15 protein-coding genes are annotated in these 15,217 nt (G+C 41.6%); 2 read left to right on the top strand and 13 right to left on the bottom strand.

Features of this window, described 5'->3' with window-relative positions; translation table 11 throughout:
* Positions 1–3 precede the first annotated feature (3 nt).
* From FPZ43_RS17040 to FPZ43_RS16990, 11 genes are all read right to left on the bottom strand, one after another.
* Positions 4–750 carry an SDR family NAD(P)-dependent oxidoreductase gene (locus tag FPZ43_RS17040; protein ID WP_146383146.1) on the bottom strand — a complete coding sequence of 249 codons (747 nt, stop codon included), beginning with the start codon at positions 748–750 and terminating at the stop codon, positions 4–6.
* Positions 743–1,795: a 3-oxoacyl-ACP synthase III family protein gene (locus tag FPZ43_RS17035; protein WP_146383145.1), complete on the bottom strand. Its 1,053-nt coding sequence runs from the start codon at positions 1,793–1,795 to the stop codon at positions 743–745. The genes FPZ43_RS17040 and FPZ43_RS17035 overlap by 8 nt, the downstream gene beginning before the upstream one ends.
* Positions 1,796–2,029: an acyl carrier protein gene (locus FPZ43_RS17030; protein ID WP_146383144.1), complete on the bottom strand. Its 234-nt coding sequence runs from the start codon at positions 2,027–2,029 to the stop codon at positions 1,796–1,798. It lies immediately after the preceding gene.
* A gap of 1 nt (position 2,030) precedes the next feature.
* Positions 2,031–2,576: a GNAT family N-acetyltransferase gene (locus FPZ43_RS17025; protein WP_146383143.1), complete on the bottom strand. Its 546-nt coding sequence runs from the start codon at positions 2,574–2,576 to the stop codon at positions 2,031–2,033.
* Positions 2,573–2,995: a sugar 3,4-ketoisomerase gene (locus tag FPZ43_RS17020; RefSeq protein WP_146383142.1), complete on the bottom strand. Its 423-nt coding sequence runs from the start codon at positions 2,993–2,995 to the stop codon at positions 2,573–2,575. Before FPZ43_RS17020 ends, FPZ43_RS17025 begins: the two co-directional genes overlap by 4 nt.
* Complete coding sequence (locus FPZ43_RS17015) at positions 2,985–3,392, bottom strand: sugar 3,4-ketoisomerase (RefSeq protein ID WP_146383141.1); 408 nt, start codon at positions 3,390–3,392, stop codon at positions 2,985–2,987. The genes FPZ43_RS17020 and FPZ43_RS17015 overlap by 11 nt, the downstream gene beginning before the upstream one ends.
* Before the next feature lies 1 nt (position 3,393).
* Positions 3,394–4,659 (bottom strand): ABC transporter ATP-binding protein, encoded by a 1,266-nt coding sequence (locus tag FPZ43_RS19610; protein WP_146383140.1) that lies wholly within the window; start codon positions 4,657–4,659, stop codon positions 3,394–3,396.
* Positions 4,652–5,812: a glycosyltransferase family 4 protein gene (locus tag FPZ43_RS17005; RefSeq protein WP_146383139.1), complete on the bottom strand. Its 1,161-nt coding sequence runs from the start codon at positions 5,810–5,812 to the stop codon at positions 4,652–4,654. The genes FPZ43_RS19610 and FPZ43_RS17005 overlap by 8 nt, the downstream gene beginning before the upstream one ends.
* Positions 5,805–7,592 (bottom strand): asparagine synthase (glutamine-hydrolyzing), encoded by a 1,788-nt coding sequence (gene asnB, locus FPZ43_RS17000; protein WP_146383138.1) that lies wholly within the window; start codon positions 7,590–7,592, stop codon positions 5,805–5,807. Before asnB ends, FPZ43_RS17005 begins: the two co-directional genes overlap by 8 nt.
* Before the next feature lie 87 nt (positions 7,593–7,679).
* Positions 7,680–8,195: a UpxY family transcription antiterminator gene (locus FPZ43_RS16995; RefSeq protein WP_146383137.1), complete on the bottom strand. Its 516-nt coding sequence runs from the start codon at positions 8,193–8,195 to the stop codon at positions 7,680–7,682.
* Positions 8,196–8,214: 19 nt separating this feature from the next.
* Positions 8,215–10,635 (bottom strand): polysaccharide biosynthesis tyrosine autokinase, encoded by a 2,421-nt coding sequence (locus FPZ43_RS16990; protein ID WP_146383136.1) that lies wholly within the window; start codon positions 10,633–10,635, stop codon positions 8,215–8,217.
* Positions 10,636–11,070: 435 nt separating this feature from the next.
* Here FPZ43_RS16990 and FPZ43_RS16985 point away from each other — a divergent pair, with 435 nt between their 5' ends.
* Positions 11,071–11,745 carry a MarC family protein gene (locus FPZ43_RS16985; RefSeq protein ID WP_146383135.1) on the top strand — a complete coding sequence of 225 codons (675 nt, stop codon included), beginning with the start codon at positions 11,071–11,073 and terminating at the stop codon, positions 11,743–11,745.
* Positions 11,746–11,750: 5 nt separating this feature from the next.
* Here FPZ43_RS16985 and FPZ43_RS16980 read toward each other — a convergent pair whose 3' ends face one another.
* Positions 11,751–12,830, bottom strand: coding sequence for a phosphotransferase enzyme family protein (locus tag FPZ43_RS16980; RefSeq protein ID WP_146383134.1), 1,080 nt, complete (start codon positions 12,828–12,830; stop codon positions 11,751–11,753).
* A 69-nt stretch (positions 12,831–12,899) separates the two neighbouring features.
* Positions 12,900–13,940 (bottom strand): LacI family DNA-binding transcriptional regulator, encoded by a 1,041-nt coding sequence (locus tag FPZ43_RS16975; RefSeq protein ID WP_146383133.1) that lies wholly within the window; start codon positions 13,938–13,940, stop codon positions 12,900–12,902.
* Positions 13,941–14,122: 182 nt separating this feature from the next.
* Between FPZ43_RS16975 and FPZ43_RS16970 the strand changes: the two genes are divergently transcribed.
* Positions 14,123–15,199, top strand: a complete 1,077-nt coding sequence (locus FPZ43_RS16970; protein WP_146383132.1) for an aldose epimerase family protein — start codon at positions 14,123–14,125, stop codon at positions 15,197–15,199.
* Positions 15,200–15,217: the final 18 nt, after the last annotated feature.

Below are 15,217 nucleotides of genomic sequence, written 5' to 3'. Positions count from 1 at the left end.
TTTTTATTGAAGCGTGAATCCGCCATCAAGCAGCAATGAAATTCCGGTAACCCATTTGCTGGCATCTGATAAGAGATAAATCACAGCATTTGCTACATCGGCAGGTTCGCCGTATCCCAGGGGATAGTTCTTTTCATCAGCCATAAATTGCTCATCCGTAAAAGCGGTTGCTTTGCCAATAAGTTCGGTTTTTACCATGCCGGGTGACACATTGTTCACACGAATTTTTTGCGCCACAAGTTCTAATGCAATTACCTTTTGCATGGCATTTATAGCGCCTTTAGCTGCACTGTACATAGAATTACCTTTCGTGCCGATGAAGTTGCCGCCAATTGAGGATATAAATACCACAGAACTATTTTTATTAAGCTTTTTATTTCGCACCAGTTTATTTAACAGCATAACCGGCGCGTAAAAATTTGCCTGCATTATGGTATCAAGTTCGGTATTTGTTACAAATTTAAAAGGTAAAGTTTTTACAATGCCCGACGATAACACCAGGCCGTCAAGCTTTGGGCTATTAGCCACAAGCTGGTCAAGATGCTCTTCTATGGTAAGGTCTGCTATTTTGCTGCTATGCCCTGCGCCGGTTAGCGCTTCTAAAGTTCCATTTAAACGGGCCTCATCGCGTCCGGTTATATGTATTGCTGCACCCATTTGCGCAGCCGACAAAGCAATTTGTTTGCCTATGCCAGACGAAGCGCCGGTTACTAAAATATTTTTTCCGTTTAGCGAAAAAGGATTAATCATGTATTAATAATTGTGGTATAACCAGCAATTTAGTTTTGCAGTACATACTTGCCCATGAAAGGCCCACACCAAACCCGCATGCTATGATATGCTGTTCACCCGTTTGCAGTTGTGCAGCAGTTTGGGTTACCATTGTTAATGGGATACTTGCACTGCTTGTGTTTCCGAAATCCTTTAATGATGATGGCACCTGCTCTTCTTCAAACTGCAGCTTTTTGCGAATACGGTCGTTCATCATTTTATTGGCCTGATGAAAAAATGCGAAGTTAACGGCAGCCTTATCAATACTGAATTTTTCGATGAGAAGATTTACGCTTTCGGGAGCTTTTGATATGCCGAACGAAAATACATTCATTCCATCCAGCGATAATTGCAGGCTGTTACGACTTATTCCTTCTGAAACGGTTGTTTCATACAATGAATCGGCATTCACTTGGTTGCGGTATCCGCCATCGTTTATAATGATGTCTTTAAAACCGCGCCCATCGCTGCCTAAGTGAAATTTAAATCCTTCACTCCCTTCAACATACTCCAGCGCTGTGGCTGTACCGGCATCTCCAAATAAGGGATAAGTACTTTTGTCATTTACGGAGCAGGTCATGGACGATGTGTCTCCGGCCAAGAGCAATGCCTTCGTGATCATGCCGTTTTGCATGTAGCTTGCTAACGTACTTAAACCATACACAAAGCCCGAACATCCTAATGAAATATCAAGTGTTAAGCAATCGACAGGCAGTGCGAGACGATCTTGCAAGATGCACGAGGTTGCCGGCACAATAAAGTCAGGCGTTTGGGTTACAAATATAAGTGCTTGTATATCTGCCTTATTCCAATTCAACTCGGATATCAGCTTTTCAGCTGCTTCGAAGCACAAATCAGAGGTGCAAATACCTGGGGTAACTTTACGCTTGCGTTCAACACCTGTTGTCTTGATCAGTTTTTCTACATCAGGTATATTGCTGAGGGCTATATTTTCCTCAACGTTGGCTGGCACACAAGCTGCCACGCCCTTTAACTCGACATTCCTGATGGATAAAAATGCCATTTATGCTACGCGTGATGCTACTATATCGTAGATATGCTGTATGGTAGTAGAGTTTCTGATGTCATCGCCTGTTAAACGTACAGCATAATTTTGATCAACCATTGCAATGATAGATAAGGCAGTCATTGAACTCCACTCATCGTTTTCCTTGAATTGTGTTTCCGGGCCAAATGATTCAGTTGATATCTCATCAAACTGTTCTGCAAATTCGCCTATAAATGTTTCTATGTCCATTTTAATTGCTTTTAGGTGTAATTATGCTTTTAAGGTATAGTTCTTTTTTTTTAAAGTCGTTATAATCCATTTTAAGGTATACGTTACCATCATCTTCATGTGTGATGTTAAAGAACTGCTTATGATATCGCAGCATCTTTTTATTGTCTTTCCGTACATCGATATTACAGATTTTCAGATCAAGCGTTTCGAAGGCCAGTTGCATTAAAACTAAATCTGCCTTTATTGAAATCAAAACATCTATGCCTGACTTCGCCAACCAACTACCCGAAGTGTAAGATTTTGTAACAGGATCAACATTGTATAACCTGCAAAGGCCAAGTGGCTGATCGTTCCCGTCAGTGTACATAAAGTAGTACTCAGTATTGTTCGCCTCTCTCGCTTTGTAAGCTTTGATCCATTTTATTTGCTTGTCGATATCTGCATCTGTATCTGAAAGGTAACGGCTTAGTTTTGGATCCGTTCTAAGTGAGAGAATAAATTCAGCATCCGTTTCTTCGACAAACCTGAATTTAAGTCCGTACTGAGTAAATGGCACCTCAATCATAATCCTTTAAACGACAAGAAATTTTGATACTCCCTCAAATAATCGGCCTCATTGTATGGCAATGATGCCAGCACCAAACAAATAGCTCCCGATGAAAAGTTGGTTATATCACGCCATATGCCAGGCTGGATATGAATACCAACGTAAGGCCTGTTAAGCTGTATTATTTTTTTATTTATACCATCGCTTAAGCTCACTTCAAAACTTCCGCTGGCGGCTATAATAACTTGCTGTAGTTCTTTATGCCCATGCGAAGCTCTTGAGGCATCGCTGGGTATATCGTAAAGATAATAGATGCGCTTTACATCAAACGGTATGTTTAATCCATTCTCAACAGGAGTAATATTGCCTGCACGGTTTTGTATGCGGGGCAATTGAATAACATTGCAATCAAAAACAGTGGTACCTTTACCTGTCATTGCTTTTGAGCTTTAAAAACTCATCAAAATCGCGGATGTATGCATCTGCGTCATATTTATCATCGGCCAGTATAACGGCTAAGGAGTTGGTTGAAAAGTTTTCAATTTCACGCCACATCATTTTTGGTATGTAAAGCCCGTAATATGAGCGGTTAAGGTGATACCTTAATTCGCGTTCGCCATCATGCAAAACCACGTCAAAACTCCCGCTGAGTGCTACCACAAATTCCTGCAGATTATGATAGGCGTGCCCGCCTCTTCTTTCGCCCCCGGGTACATCGTATATCCAATATGTGCGTTCTATTTTAAAGGGAATATGCGTGTTTTCCTCAATAAACGACAGGTTACCCCGGTCATCTAATATTTTTGGTAATTGTATGATATGCGGCTGATGCATATTACGATTGATAACTTACATCAAAGTCAAGCTTTGGATGTATTACACCTGGCGCGATGTAGTTATTGCTGCCCTTGCTTTCGTTAGCTACTTCAAAGCGGATAAAATCATCAGCGCTGAAAAGCTCAAAACGTTGATTTTGACCAAAAATGATTTTAAATGTGTAATTACCGGCATTAAGCAAATAGGGTGGAAGGCTACATTTTACTGTGTAAAGCCCCCTGCGGGAATCGTTATCAGTAGATATCAGCACGCCGTTATGAAATACCGGAATCTCGTCGCCATTTTTTAGCTCAAATGTTGCATCCAGGTTGATGCCAGCATGAGCGTTAAAAAAAGTCATCTCGAAAGTCAGCCCAGTGGATATAGATATTATTGGGGCGTTATTCGGCTTTACAGTAAAGCTAAGCACTCTTATATTTTCATTACCAGGCGCAGTGGCCATATCGCCGGCATGCGTAAAGCTCATCTGTACGTTGTTATTCGACAGATACGTGTGTATCGAATCTGTCTGGCCGCCCGTGTAAATGAGCTGGCCATTCACCAGTACCATGCCGGTATTACAAAGCGTTTTAACGGCTGCCATGTTGTGACTTACAAATAAAATGGTACGGCCTTCGCCTTTACGCACATCGCCCATTTTGCCAAGGCACTTTTTCTGGAACTCAGCATCACCTACAGACAACACCTCATCAATAATTAATATTTCGGATTCCAGATTCGCGGCTACCGCAAATGCAAGGCGCACGTACATGCCCGAAGAGTACCGTTTTACTGGTGTGTCAACATAGCGCTCAACACCCGAAAAATCTACAATCTCATCAAACTTTTTTTTAATCTCTGCCTTGCGCATACCTAAAATAGCGCCATTTAAATAAATATTTTCACGTCCGGTTAATTCGGGATGGAAGCCTGTGCCTACTTCAAGTAAACTTGCTACGCGCCCTTTGATTTTAATTGAGCCTGTGGTTGGTGATGTAATACGGCTCATAATTTTAAGCAGCGTGCTTTTACCGGCGCCGTTGCGGCCAATTATACCCACCGCATCGCCCTGCTCAATATTAAACGATAAGTTATTTAAGCTCCATACCACGTCGCTATTGCCTTTTATGGTGCGGTCGTTAACTTCGCCTACTATAGTAAATGGGTCTTCTTTGCGCCGAACTTTGGCCCAGTAGCGTTCCAAGTCGCGAGATATGGTGCCAGTACCAATTGTGCCGAGTTGATAGGCTTTTGATAAATTTTGCACCTGTATCACACTACTCATTATTTACCTGGCTTTTGGTATTGATAGTATTGTTCAGGCTAATAGTAAGCAATTGTTGCAGGTGATTGATGTATTGCGTTTCACCAAAGTGTGCAAGGCACTGCTGTTGTAGATGCCTCCTGTATTGGCTGCTTGGCCTCGCGTTTATGGCTCTTATAATTTCTTCTTCAAGTTCCTGCTCCGAATCAGGATTTATTGCTGTGCCAAGTTCGCCGTTGCGTATAGCATCCATGCTGCCATCGGCATTACCGCAAACTACAGGTAACCCGCAGGCGAGTGCCTCAATAAAAACTATACCAAATCCCTCCTTTTTACTTGGAAGCACGAACAGATCGGCAAGGAGAAAATGGTCGGTAAGGTCACGGTCTTCAATAAACCCCGTCATGATTACTTCTTTTTCCACACCAAGATTTGTAATCATGTCTTTAACACGGCGGCCTTCCATTTCATCATATTTACCGGCAAGCACGTATCTTAAATTTGGGTAGCTGTTTTTTAATTTACTTACCGCCCTGATAACATTATCGTGCCCCTTATACTTTTCTGATGATGCAAGGCGCGTTAATGAGAACAATATTGTGTGTGATGCATCAATCGAATATTTGTATAGCAATCTATGCGGCCTCTCGAAGGTAGCAGGTGGGTTAAAAAACGGATCAATTACGTTGTTTACAACCTCGCAAAAGTGCGGTGATACATTGTGCCTCCTGCACATTTCCTGTTTGGTGTAACTGCTGACGCAGATTATTTTGTCGCAACGTTTAAGCAAAAGCCTTTTCTGTAAATTGAACGGTCGCCATACTTCAACTCCGTGCGCTACGAGCCATATTTTACACTTCGGATTAATCAAAATATTTAAAAGCCCTATGACCGATAAATGTACATGCGTGAGAATCATTATATCCGGCTTCTCCTTGAAAATGGTATCAGCAATAAACCTTACAAAGCTGTGCTGATAACCCTTATAGTTTTTGCGGGGTATATATTGTTCCTGATGATCGTCGTCAATATCATATAAAGACGATAACTTAAAATCCCAACCCTGCTCTTTGCATATGCTGTAAAGCGAATGAGCCATTATACGGGTCATTTTTTGAATTCCGCCGGTTACGCTAAAAGTATGCAACGATAAAAGGGAAACCTTTTTAGACATGTTTTTGAACTTGGTACAATGCAAATGCTCTTGACCAGTGTATTTTTCCCTGCTTAAATTTATTTATTGCCTGTTTGGCTGCAGTACCCTTGTAATGCTCCTCATTGGTAACCTGTTGGTTTTTACCCATCCACTCCTGCAGCGGAAAGCTAAATCCCATTTTTTTACGGCTCCACACATCATTAGGCAAAATGTCTCGGAAACTATCAATCAACAGTTGCTTTGGCCTCGGGCCTTTAAAGCGAACGGCCGGTGTTATGCTGTTTACATATGTCTGGAAATCCTCATCAAGAAAAGGCACACGTACTTCAAGCCCATGACGCATACTCATTACGTCAGTATCCCTCAACAGTTGGTTTTGCATGTACAGCTCTTTCTCAAACCATGCGGCATCCAACTTATTGTAATCCTTTTTTATTGGGAAATCAAAGCTTTTAAACAACACATCATTTGCTTGCTGCTCAGTAGTGTTTAACAGTTTGGCAATATCTACAGGGGTGAACAACCCACGCAGAAAAAGATAATCGGCTGCTGTATTGCTTTGTTGAAGATATAAAAGGCGCTTTAATTTGTTGTTTTGTAACAAGTTAGTAAGCCAATAGATGTTTTTTGGAAACATGCGCGCATATCGCAGGTAGCTTATTCTTTCAAAAGAAGGATATCCGCCAAATAATTCGTCGGCACCAATGCCCGACAGTACCGCTTTGAAACCGGTTTCACTTGCATATTTGCTAATGAACCAACTGTTTATACCATCAGTTGTAGGCATATCCATAGCGCCAATTATTTGCGGCAAATGCGTGTCAAAATCCTGGCTGGTTGTAAGGTGGCTGTGAAAGTCATCTTTAGGAAGCTTTCCGGCCACCAGCGTTTGATACCGGCTTTCATCATATTCCTTCTCATTAAAAAAAAGTGAGATGGTTTTAACCGGCTTATTATGTTGCTTTGCGGCAAGCAAAGTGAGTATGCTTGAATCGGTGCCGCCGCTTAAAAACACACCAATTGGAGCGTCGGATATAAGTTGTCTTTTAACGGCATTGTTCAGGTGATGGCAGATGCCTTCCTGCGCCTCTCTTTCATCAACTAAAAGGTGATTATGTGCAACATTCTCGTAACTATTTATTGAAGGGCCTTTCTCCAGGCTATAACTTAAATAGCTCCCTTTGGGTAGGCTGAACACATTTTTAAGCGTTGTATAGGGCTCCGGTATATTACCAAAAGCCAAAAGCCAGATTGGCCATCGCTCATCATGCTGATGGGTTACACCGGCTCTAATAAATGCCTTGATTTCCGAAGCGAATGCAAACACCTCGTCGTTATGATAATAGTACAGCGGCTTAACACCATTAGCATCTCTTACAAGATAGGTGGTGCTTTTTTTAATGTCGAATAACGCAAATGCAAAAATCCCCCTGAATTTAGAGAAGCAATCTATTCCCCACTTCAGATATGCTTGCAAAATAACCTCTGTATCGGTTTGGTTTTGAAATACAGCCCCAAAGCCTTGCAATTCTGCTTTAAGCTCACGGTAGTTGTATATCTCGCCGTTAAAGGTTATTAAGGCCAGTTCGTTTACGTCTGCCATAGGCTGATGGCCTGCTCCGCTTAAATCGATTATTGAAAGCCGCCTATGTCCGAATACAAGATTGGCATTTTCATGAGCTATTACTCCCTCGTCGTCAGGACCGCCATGGCACATGCTGGTACACATGGCCTGCACCTTCTCCTTAAGGGTGGTTGACGAAAAACTATTACTTATTATTCCTGCTATTCTGCACATGAGGTGGGCATAGCTTCGCCCGGTAAGTTACATTTTAATTTAGTAACTTATTTATTTTCAATTATTTATTAAAGGCTTTTGCTGCCTTTAAAATCTGCTTACAAATGATGCCGCCATATTCACTACAATGGAGCACCCTATATCTTCTAATCGTATTAAAAGTTGCTTTTGCGACCGGTATGATATCATTTCGCCGGTTATGCCTTTCAGCGGGCCGGCCTTTATTTTTATCTTTTCTCCCGGTTGCAAATTTTCGTCAGTTACTTCAAGTTCAACAGAACTTGCCATTAGCAATTTAAGATCTTCTATCTGTTTGTCAGGCATAGGTGTTATGCGCCCTCCAAAATACAAAAAACGCGCAACGCCTTTTGTCATCAACACTTCGGCCATGTTCGCTTCAGCAATTTTAACAAATAAATAAGACTTAATAAGCGGTTCTTCCACCCATTTTTTGCGATCGCTCCACTGTTTAAGGCTTTTTTGCAACGGTAAATAAGCAGTAACACCTTTTTTCACAAGCGCCTCATAAGCTTTCTTTTCCGCCCTTGCATGCGTGTATACCGGATACCATTTGAGCTCTGCTGAATTAAGTTTAAGATTCATCTGCAAACAGCTTCGCGCACTATTTAAGCCAACGGCTTAAACTCCACCATTTTTTCTTCTCACTATCTACATAATAACCCGATGATTCGTAACCCGAATAGTCGGAATAGTAATAATACCTGTTGCCATATCCTTCGCCGGTAAACTTAGTAGTGTAATACCTTGAATGCAGTATATCTTCGGCAAAGGCGTTTAAAACAATTACCGTATTATTAAGATTGTACTCCTGCGCTATGCGCTGCGGTATGGTAGCCGAGTAGAACTTTGATTTTCCTGATCTTATCACAAAAATATTAATATCGCTAAGCCTGATGAGCGGTATCGAATCTGATACCAAACCTATTGGCGCAGTATCTATCATGACCACGTCGTATATAGTAGAAAGATATTTAACTAACTGCGTCATCTTTTCGGTGTGCAGTAGCTCAGATGGGTTAGGGGGCACCGGGCCTGAAACCATAAAGTCTAAATTCTCCTGATCAGATTTTAAAATGATCTCATCAAGGGTTGATTGATTGGACAGGTAAGTACTTAAGCCTTTATCATTGGGTACTCTAAAGGTTTGGTGCAGCCTTGACCGACGTAAGTCCGCAGCTATTAATATCACCTTTTTATCAATAAGCGACAACGTACTGGAGAGGTTTACCGTAACAAACGACTTACCTTCCCCTGCAACTTCTGATGTGACGCAAATTACTTTGCTTTGCTTCTCGGAAGCAAGGAAATTAAGATTGGTACGTACCGAACGCACCGACTCTGCGAAGATTGATTTGGGTTTACTTAGCGCCAAAACCTGAACATTATCTTCATCTATCTTTTCCGGAAACTTACGTATAACACCAATTATTGGAATTGATGTAAGGCTCTCAATAGTTTCCTTATCATAGATGTAAGGGTTTAAAACCCTGATGAGTATAATTAGCCCCAAGCCAACACCTAACCCCAATATAATGGCAGTACGGTGTATGCTGCGTTCATTTGGCGAAACCGGCGAATAATTAGGTTGTGCCTGTTCAACTATGGTTGCGCTTGGTAAGATTCCGGCACGGCCTATCTGCGACTCAAGCTTCTTTTCTGACAGAAAGGAGTACACCTTCTCATTAATCTCAAAACTGCGTTGCAGATCTATTGATTGCCGCTCTGCTACGGGAAAGGTGGCAATTCGCTGGTTTACTTCAGATAGCTGACCGTTTAAAAAACTAAGTGTACGTTTTATACGCCCCTCGGCAGATGCTAATATATCAAGCGCATTACTTTTTATGCGCAGTATATTGCGGTTTATTTCCTCGATAGGCGCTGACGTAGGCGTGTAAGTCTTTAACAGGTCGGTACGTTGATTGAGTAACTTGTCCAGATCTTCAACTATCTTAGATATAGCGGGCGCATCCTGATCGTCAGCAGCATTGAAATTTAAGGTTAGATTATTTTTTTCCTTGTATATCTGCTCCTTTAACTGATTTATCGCTAAAAGCTGCAGCTTTAAAAGTGATTGCTGGCTTTCAACATCTTTTGCTTTAGTAAGTGCAGCCTCGGCAGATGAACTGACCTCCATTAACTTGTTTTTTTGCTTGAAGTTTTGGATAGAAGTTGCAGAACCCTTAACCGCGTTTGACAGGTAGCTTAGCTGCTCATCAATAAAGTTGATCATCTGTGATGCCGACTGCGTTTTACGGTTACGATCATTAATCAAATACTCTTTCATGATGTTGTTAAGCACATCAGCCGCGAAACGGGGATTGGCATCCGTTAATGAAAGATATATTACATTGGAGTTTTTTACCGCTTCGCCGGCGCGCAGACCACCCTGTACCCTTCCAACAAAATCTTCGGGCGAGTTAAACTTAAAAAGGTAGACAGACTTTTTATTAACGTTACTATGCGCTATGGAAAAGCTGGTAGTAGCTATAGTTACCGGTGTGTTGTAATTGTAGTTTTTACTAACCTCGGCACCTCCCACTTTATACGTAAGGTTATATTCCCGATTGTTTATGGGTTTAAATGTTATTACATCACGATAAAAATTTAGCGTATCAAGTTGTATTATTTTGATGTTAAGTGGCTTTTCGGGATAAAGCTCACTTGTGCGCACCCGGCCTTCAACAAAAAAACTTATCGGGTAATTTAAATCTTTTATAGCCCTTAGTACAACGGCACGGCTTTGCAGTATTGAAGTCTCGCTCAATATACGATTTACGCCCCTCTCAGTAGTTGGCAAAGCGTTTGATAAATCTGCAAGCTCCGAGCGGCGCTCCTCCAGTTTCATGGTGCCGCCTGTTGCGTAAATTTTAGGTGTATACCACAAGTATAAGTTCGAACCTAAAACAAAAAACAGGAGAGAGCCCACTATCCAATACCAGCGGCTTATAAGGATCTTGCCTATCTTAAAATAGTCGATCTCCTGGTTGGGGAGCTTATGAGATACAACTTCGGTTTCTTCCATTAATGGCAAATACAGATTTTAAAATATTAAATAATGGCAGCTGGCACAATCGCTTTATCTTGCGATACCACGAAAGTTATGTATGTTATCAAGAAACCCAAATTAGTTATTTTGTGCATTGCCTGCATCTGGTAAACACTCATTGTTGAAAATTATACCTAATTAACGACTTTTAAGCGCTTGCAGACTTATGCGCCCAAAAGCGGGCCGATACGAAACTGATGCTTTTAATTGAAAACATAAATGCTCTGACGCAAAAGTTATAAAGTAAAACAAACGTTATAATTATACCGCAAGGTTTTAGGCAGCACGAAGATACTTAATAGCCGCCAAAAAACCCTCAATTTGTTTACAATCAATTTTTGGTTTTAAAATCATATTGGTTGCACAACATTATTTTTAGTTTGCTGGCAAAATTGCATATTGCCAATAGATATGGCATTTTTTAACCACCCGTTTATCAACCTTGTTTTTATAGGGATTATAGCACTGTTCCCGGTGGTTAACCCGGTGGGATCGGCGTTTATGGTTAGTCCGTTTTTCGAATACCTTTCTACGCGAGATCGTAAGCGAGCTGTTATTAAAATTGCGCTTTATGCTTTCCTCATTTGCATCGTATCGTTATTTGCTGGCCAATCTATCCTGCGATTGTTTGGCATCTCAATACCAATTGTGCAACTTGCCGGGGGCATCATGATCTGTAAAATGGGGTGGGAGTTTTTATCGTCAGATGCTAAAGAAACGACTGATACCGAAGACTTGACTCAAAATGATGATATCTCGGCGTATCATCATATATCAGGTAAATTATTTTATCCCATAACTTTCCCTGCTACCACGGGGGCGGGCACGATATCTGTATTGTTTACTTTAAGCGCCCACGGCGAAGCCTTCGGCAGCCCTCAATATTATATAAATACAGGGGCCATCTTGGTATCGATATTGGTAATGTGCATACTCATTTACGTGTTTTACTTAAATACGCGTAAAATAATCCAGTTGCTTGGACCCAATGGCGAAAATGTAATTAACCGCATTTCGGCATTCCTTATATTTTGTGTGGGGTTGCAAATTGGCTTTACGGGCCTTAAAACTATCTTAAAACTTTAGGTTCATTAAACTATTTCAGTATTTGCGGCTGGTTTGCCAAAATGTGAAATGATATTTTCAAACTCCGGGATTGCTGCAATGTATCGTTCCAGCAGGCATAGTTGGTTTCGCGCCCTAACAAGATTGTGCGCTTCGTAATTGGTTTGATAATAGACATCGCCATTTAAATAATCGGTTAGGAAACGTACAAATTGCATGTAGATCATAAACTTACCTGCATATGTGAATAACTGCTTCTCAGGCTCGGTTAATACGCCGCCCATCTGCCCGATGTAGCCCACATAAATGGCCGCAAAAAAACTGCCGCGTATTTTAATCTTGCTGATATCCTGCTCTTCCTCGTTTGCTTCAGAAAGATAGGTGCGCATCATGTCGCCAATATCGCTGATGAAGTAACCTGGCATAACCGTATCCAAATCAATTACGCCAATGCCCTTGTCATCCTCGTCAAATAGTACATTATTTATCTTGGTATCATGATGTACTACGCGTAAGGGTATGCTGCCGCTTTCAACAATCTGGCTGTATTGCCGGGCTATGTCAACATATTGTTTTACTTTATCAATTTCCGTTGCGGCTAGTTCTATCCGGCTATTATCGGCTTTTTCAACCGCTTGCTCAAACTGCTGTAAACGCAGTGTGAGGTTATGAAAATCAGTCAAAGTAGGTTTAAGGGTCGTCGTGTCAAACCTATTAAAGATGTATGTGAACTTGCCAAACTGCCTTGCCGCTTCATAAGCCTGCCCGCTTTGCGTTAAAAAATCAACTGTGTGCGATGCTTCTATAAAATTTGTAAGCCGGTAGTAGTGGCCCTCATGCACAACCATGTATTTGCCGCTGGTAGCCTGTAGCGGTGCAGCAAAAAGGTAAGACGGATGATTTTTTCTAACGTATGCTGCTAGTGCTTGTAAGTTGCTTGCAATAGCTTCCGGATTTTCAAAAACGTCTGTATTGATACGTTGCAAAATAAAGGGTTTGCCCGGTCCTGTTACTTTCCAGGTATGGTTAATTAAACCTGAGCCGAACGCCTGTATATGGTATGCTTTTGCATCGAGCCCATACGCTTTTAAAACTGGTTGCAGCATTTGTTGTACTTATTTATATCAAACATAACCAATGCGTGTAGCAATGCCTCGCGCAAACGTTTGCGTAATTTAATCTTGGTCGTTCGTACCGGCACGTTCTATTAATTGCGACTCGATGATGATCTTGTAATAGGCTGTTTGCTGGTTTTGATTGCGCATTTTCTGGGAAAGCAAATCAAGTAAAATGTCTGCTGCCTTATGACCCTGCAGAAATGGAAATTGTTCTACCGATGCCACCGGCGCGTATTGCATGTAGTTAGCAAGCGGTAGGTTGGCATAGCTTACAAACTCAATATCTTTATTTATGCAGAGTGACAGCTCCCGTGCATACTTAATTGCATAAAGCGCAACATAATCATTAAAGGTTACAACTGCCGTGGGTTTCCTTTTATTTGCAAGCAACTCCTGCAAAGCTTTTTGGGTCCCATCTTCCGTCAGGTCGCACGATACCACAAGCGATGGGTCAAACTTTAAGCGATTTTTAGTAAGGGCCTTTATGTAGCCTTCCTTCCTTTCGCTGCTGGCTAACAGGGTAGACGGGCCGTTAATAAGCCCTATGCTTCGATGCCCTTTTTTTAAAAGATAGTTTAAAGCCTCAATGGTGCCTGTTTCCATATTGCAGCCAACGTAATGTATGTTAGGCATAATGGGTATCCTGTCGAAGAAAACCAATGGGATATCGTACTGCTTCAGTTTTTCAAAATGCTCGTATGATGAGGTGTTTTTACCTACCGATACGAGCAAACCATCAACACGGTGGTTTTTCATTTTTTCTACAAGGTGCTTTTCCAAATGCTCGTCATCATGCGATTGTGCAAGTAAAACCGTGTAGTTACGTTTATTGGCTATCTCTTCAATTGCGCTTACAGCCGTCGAAAAAAAAGCTTCACTAAGTTCAGGTACAATTACACCAATGGTTTGGGTAGTGCCTTTTTGCAAGAATATCGCGGTTTGGTTAGGCTCGTAATGCAGCTCGGCGGCAGTAGCCTTTATTTTTTGGCGCGTTGTAAGCCCTATGCTTGGGTGATCATGCAACCCGCGCGATACTGTAGAAACTGACAAATTGAGTTTTCGTGCAATGTCTTTTATAGTGGCTGGTTTACTACGCAATTGAATTTAAATAAGCTTAGTGATATCTTAAGAGTAATAATAGTAAAGATAGGGCTATTGAAACCTATTTATCAAACGTTTGCGCAATATTAAATAATGTGTGCGCCAACTCAATTCAATAACTTCAAAAAACAATATCAAAGGGTCACGAGCCGCCGTTAGGGAGCTTTGCCACTATCTTGATGATGACACAAAATAAAAGCGACAAAAAATACTGGGGTGAGGCCGATGGGATGGAGGTATATCAATACAGCCTAACTAACCGCCAAAACACAACTGTAACGCTCAGTAATTTTGGGTCGACTATCATTGGTATACAAACCGCAGATCGCCGGGGCAACGTTGAGGATATAGTACTTGGCTACGATCACCTGGACGATTATATTAACGATAAGTATTACATGGGCGGTATGGTTGGCCGTTTTGCCAATCGCATAGCGGGCGGGCAGGTTAAACTGAACGGGCAACAACATCAGCTTAATGTGACTGATGGCGGTTACCACCATCATGGTGGTAAAGTTGGATTTAATAAAAGGGTTTGGAAGGCGGCGTTTGTCGATAATGTTGGTTTGCCAGCTATACAAACCGAATACCTGAGCCCACACGGCGAAGAAGGTTTCCCCGGAAACTTATCTGTTAAGATTATTTATACGCTTAATGATGATAACCAGCTTATTATCGATACCACAGCCTTTACCGATGCAACAACTTTAATTAACTTAACACAGCATACTTACTTTAATTTAGCCGGCCATAACAGCGGTTGTATTGAGGGGCATTACCTTTTTATGCCGCACACACATTACCTGCCAGTTAATGCAACGCAAGTGCCTAACGGCAGTATTGCAGAAACCGGCGGTACGCCCTTTGATTTTACAGCGGGTAAAAAAATAGGCGCCCAAATAAATGCTGTAGATGAGCAACTTGCATTGGGGCATGGTTACGACCATAGTTGGGTTATAAAAAACAAAAATTCAAATGAACTGAAGTTAGCTGCCCGTGCAGCGCATATGGAGTCGGGGCGAACATTGGCCGTGTACACTACGGAGCCCGCTGTTCATTTATACACAGGCAATTTTTTAAACGTTGTAGCAGGTAAGGATAATGCATACTATGGGCCGCGCCACGGTTTTTGCCTGGAAACACAGCAATACCCGGATGCACCGAACAAACCCCATTTTCCAAGCACTATCTTGCAACCCGGGCAATTTTATAAAAGCCGCACCATTTATGAGTTTAGGCTCGATGCGATTGGATAGCGGTATAAATAAACAAAA

Source organism: Mucilaginibacter pallidiroseus (assembly GCF_007846085.1).
Classification (GTDB): Bacteria; Bacteroidota; Bacteroidia; order Sphingobacteriales; family Sphingobacteriaceae; genus Mucilaginibacter; species Mucilaginibacter pallidiroseus.
This window is presented reverse-complemented; position numbering and strand designations above follow the sequence as displayed.

Excerpts from the sequence above, each read along its gene's own strand:
- FPZ43_RS17040 (WP_146383146.1), bottom strand. The coding sequence starts at position 750 with ATGATTAATCCTTTTTCGCTAAACGGAAAAAATATTTTAGTAACCGGC.
- FPZ43_RS17035 (WP_146383145.1), bottom strand. The coding sequence starts at position 1,795 with ATGGCATTTTTATCCATCAGGAATGTCGAGTTAAAGGGCGTGGCAGCT.
- FPZ43_RS17030 (WP_146383144.1), bottom strand. The coding sequence starts at position 2,029 with ATGGACATAGAAACATTTATAGGCGAATTTGCAGAACAGTTTGATGAG.
- FPZ43_RS17025 (WP_146383143.1), bottom strand. The coding sequence starts at position 2,576 with ATGATTGAGGTGCCATTTACTCAGTACGGACTTAAATTCAGGTTTGTC.
- FPZ43_RS17020 (WP_146383142.1), bottom strand. The coding sequence starts at position 2,995 with ATGACAGGTAAAGGTACCACTGTTTTTGATTGCAATGTTATTCAATTG.
- FPZ43_RS17015 (WP_146383141.1), bottom strand. The coding sequence starts at position 3,392 with ATGCATCAGCCGCATATCATACAATTACCAAAAATATTAGATGACCGG.
- FPZ43_RS19610 (WP_146383140.1), bottom strand. The coding sequence starts at position 4,659 with ATGAGTAGTGTGATACAGGTGCAAAATTTATCAAAAGCCTATCAACTC.
- FPZ43_RS17005 (WP_146383139.1), bottom strand. The coding sequence starts at position 5,812 with ATGTCTAAAAAGGTTTCCCTTTTATCGTTGCATACTTTTAGCGTAACC.
- asnB (WP_146383138.1), bottom strand. The coding sequence starts at position 7,592 with ATGTGCAGAATAGCAGGAATAATAAGTAATAGTTTTTCGTCAACCACC.
- FPZ43_RS16995 (WP_146383137.1), bottom strand. The coding sequence starts at position 8,195 with ATGAATCTTAAACTTAATTCAGCAGAGCTCAAATGGTATCCGGTATAC.
- FPZ43_RS16990 (WP_146383136.1), bottom strand. The coding sequence starts at position 10,635 with ATGGAAGAAACCGAAGTTGTATCTCATAAGCTCCCCAACCAGGAGATC.
- FPZ43_RS16985 (WP_146383135.1), top strand. The coding sequence starts at position 11,071 with ATGGCATTTTTTAACCACCCGTTTATCAACCTTGTTTTTATAGGGATT.
- FPZ43_RS16980 (WP_146383134.1), bottom strand. The coding sequence starts at position 12,830 with ATGCTGCAACCAGTTTTAAAAGCGTATGGGCTCGATGCAAAAGCATAC.
- FPZ43_RS16970 (WP_146383132.1), top strand. The coding sequence starts at position 14,123 with ATGATGACACAAAATAAAAGCGACAAAAAATACTGGGGTGAGGCCGAT.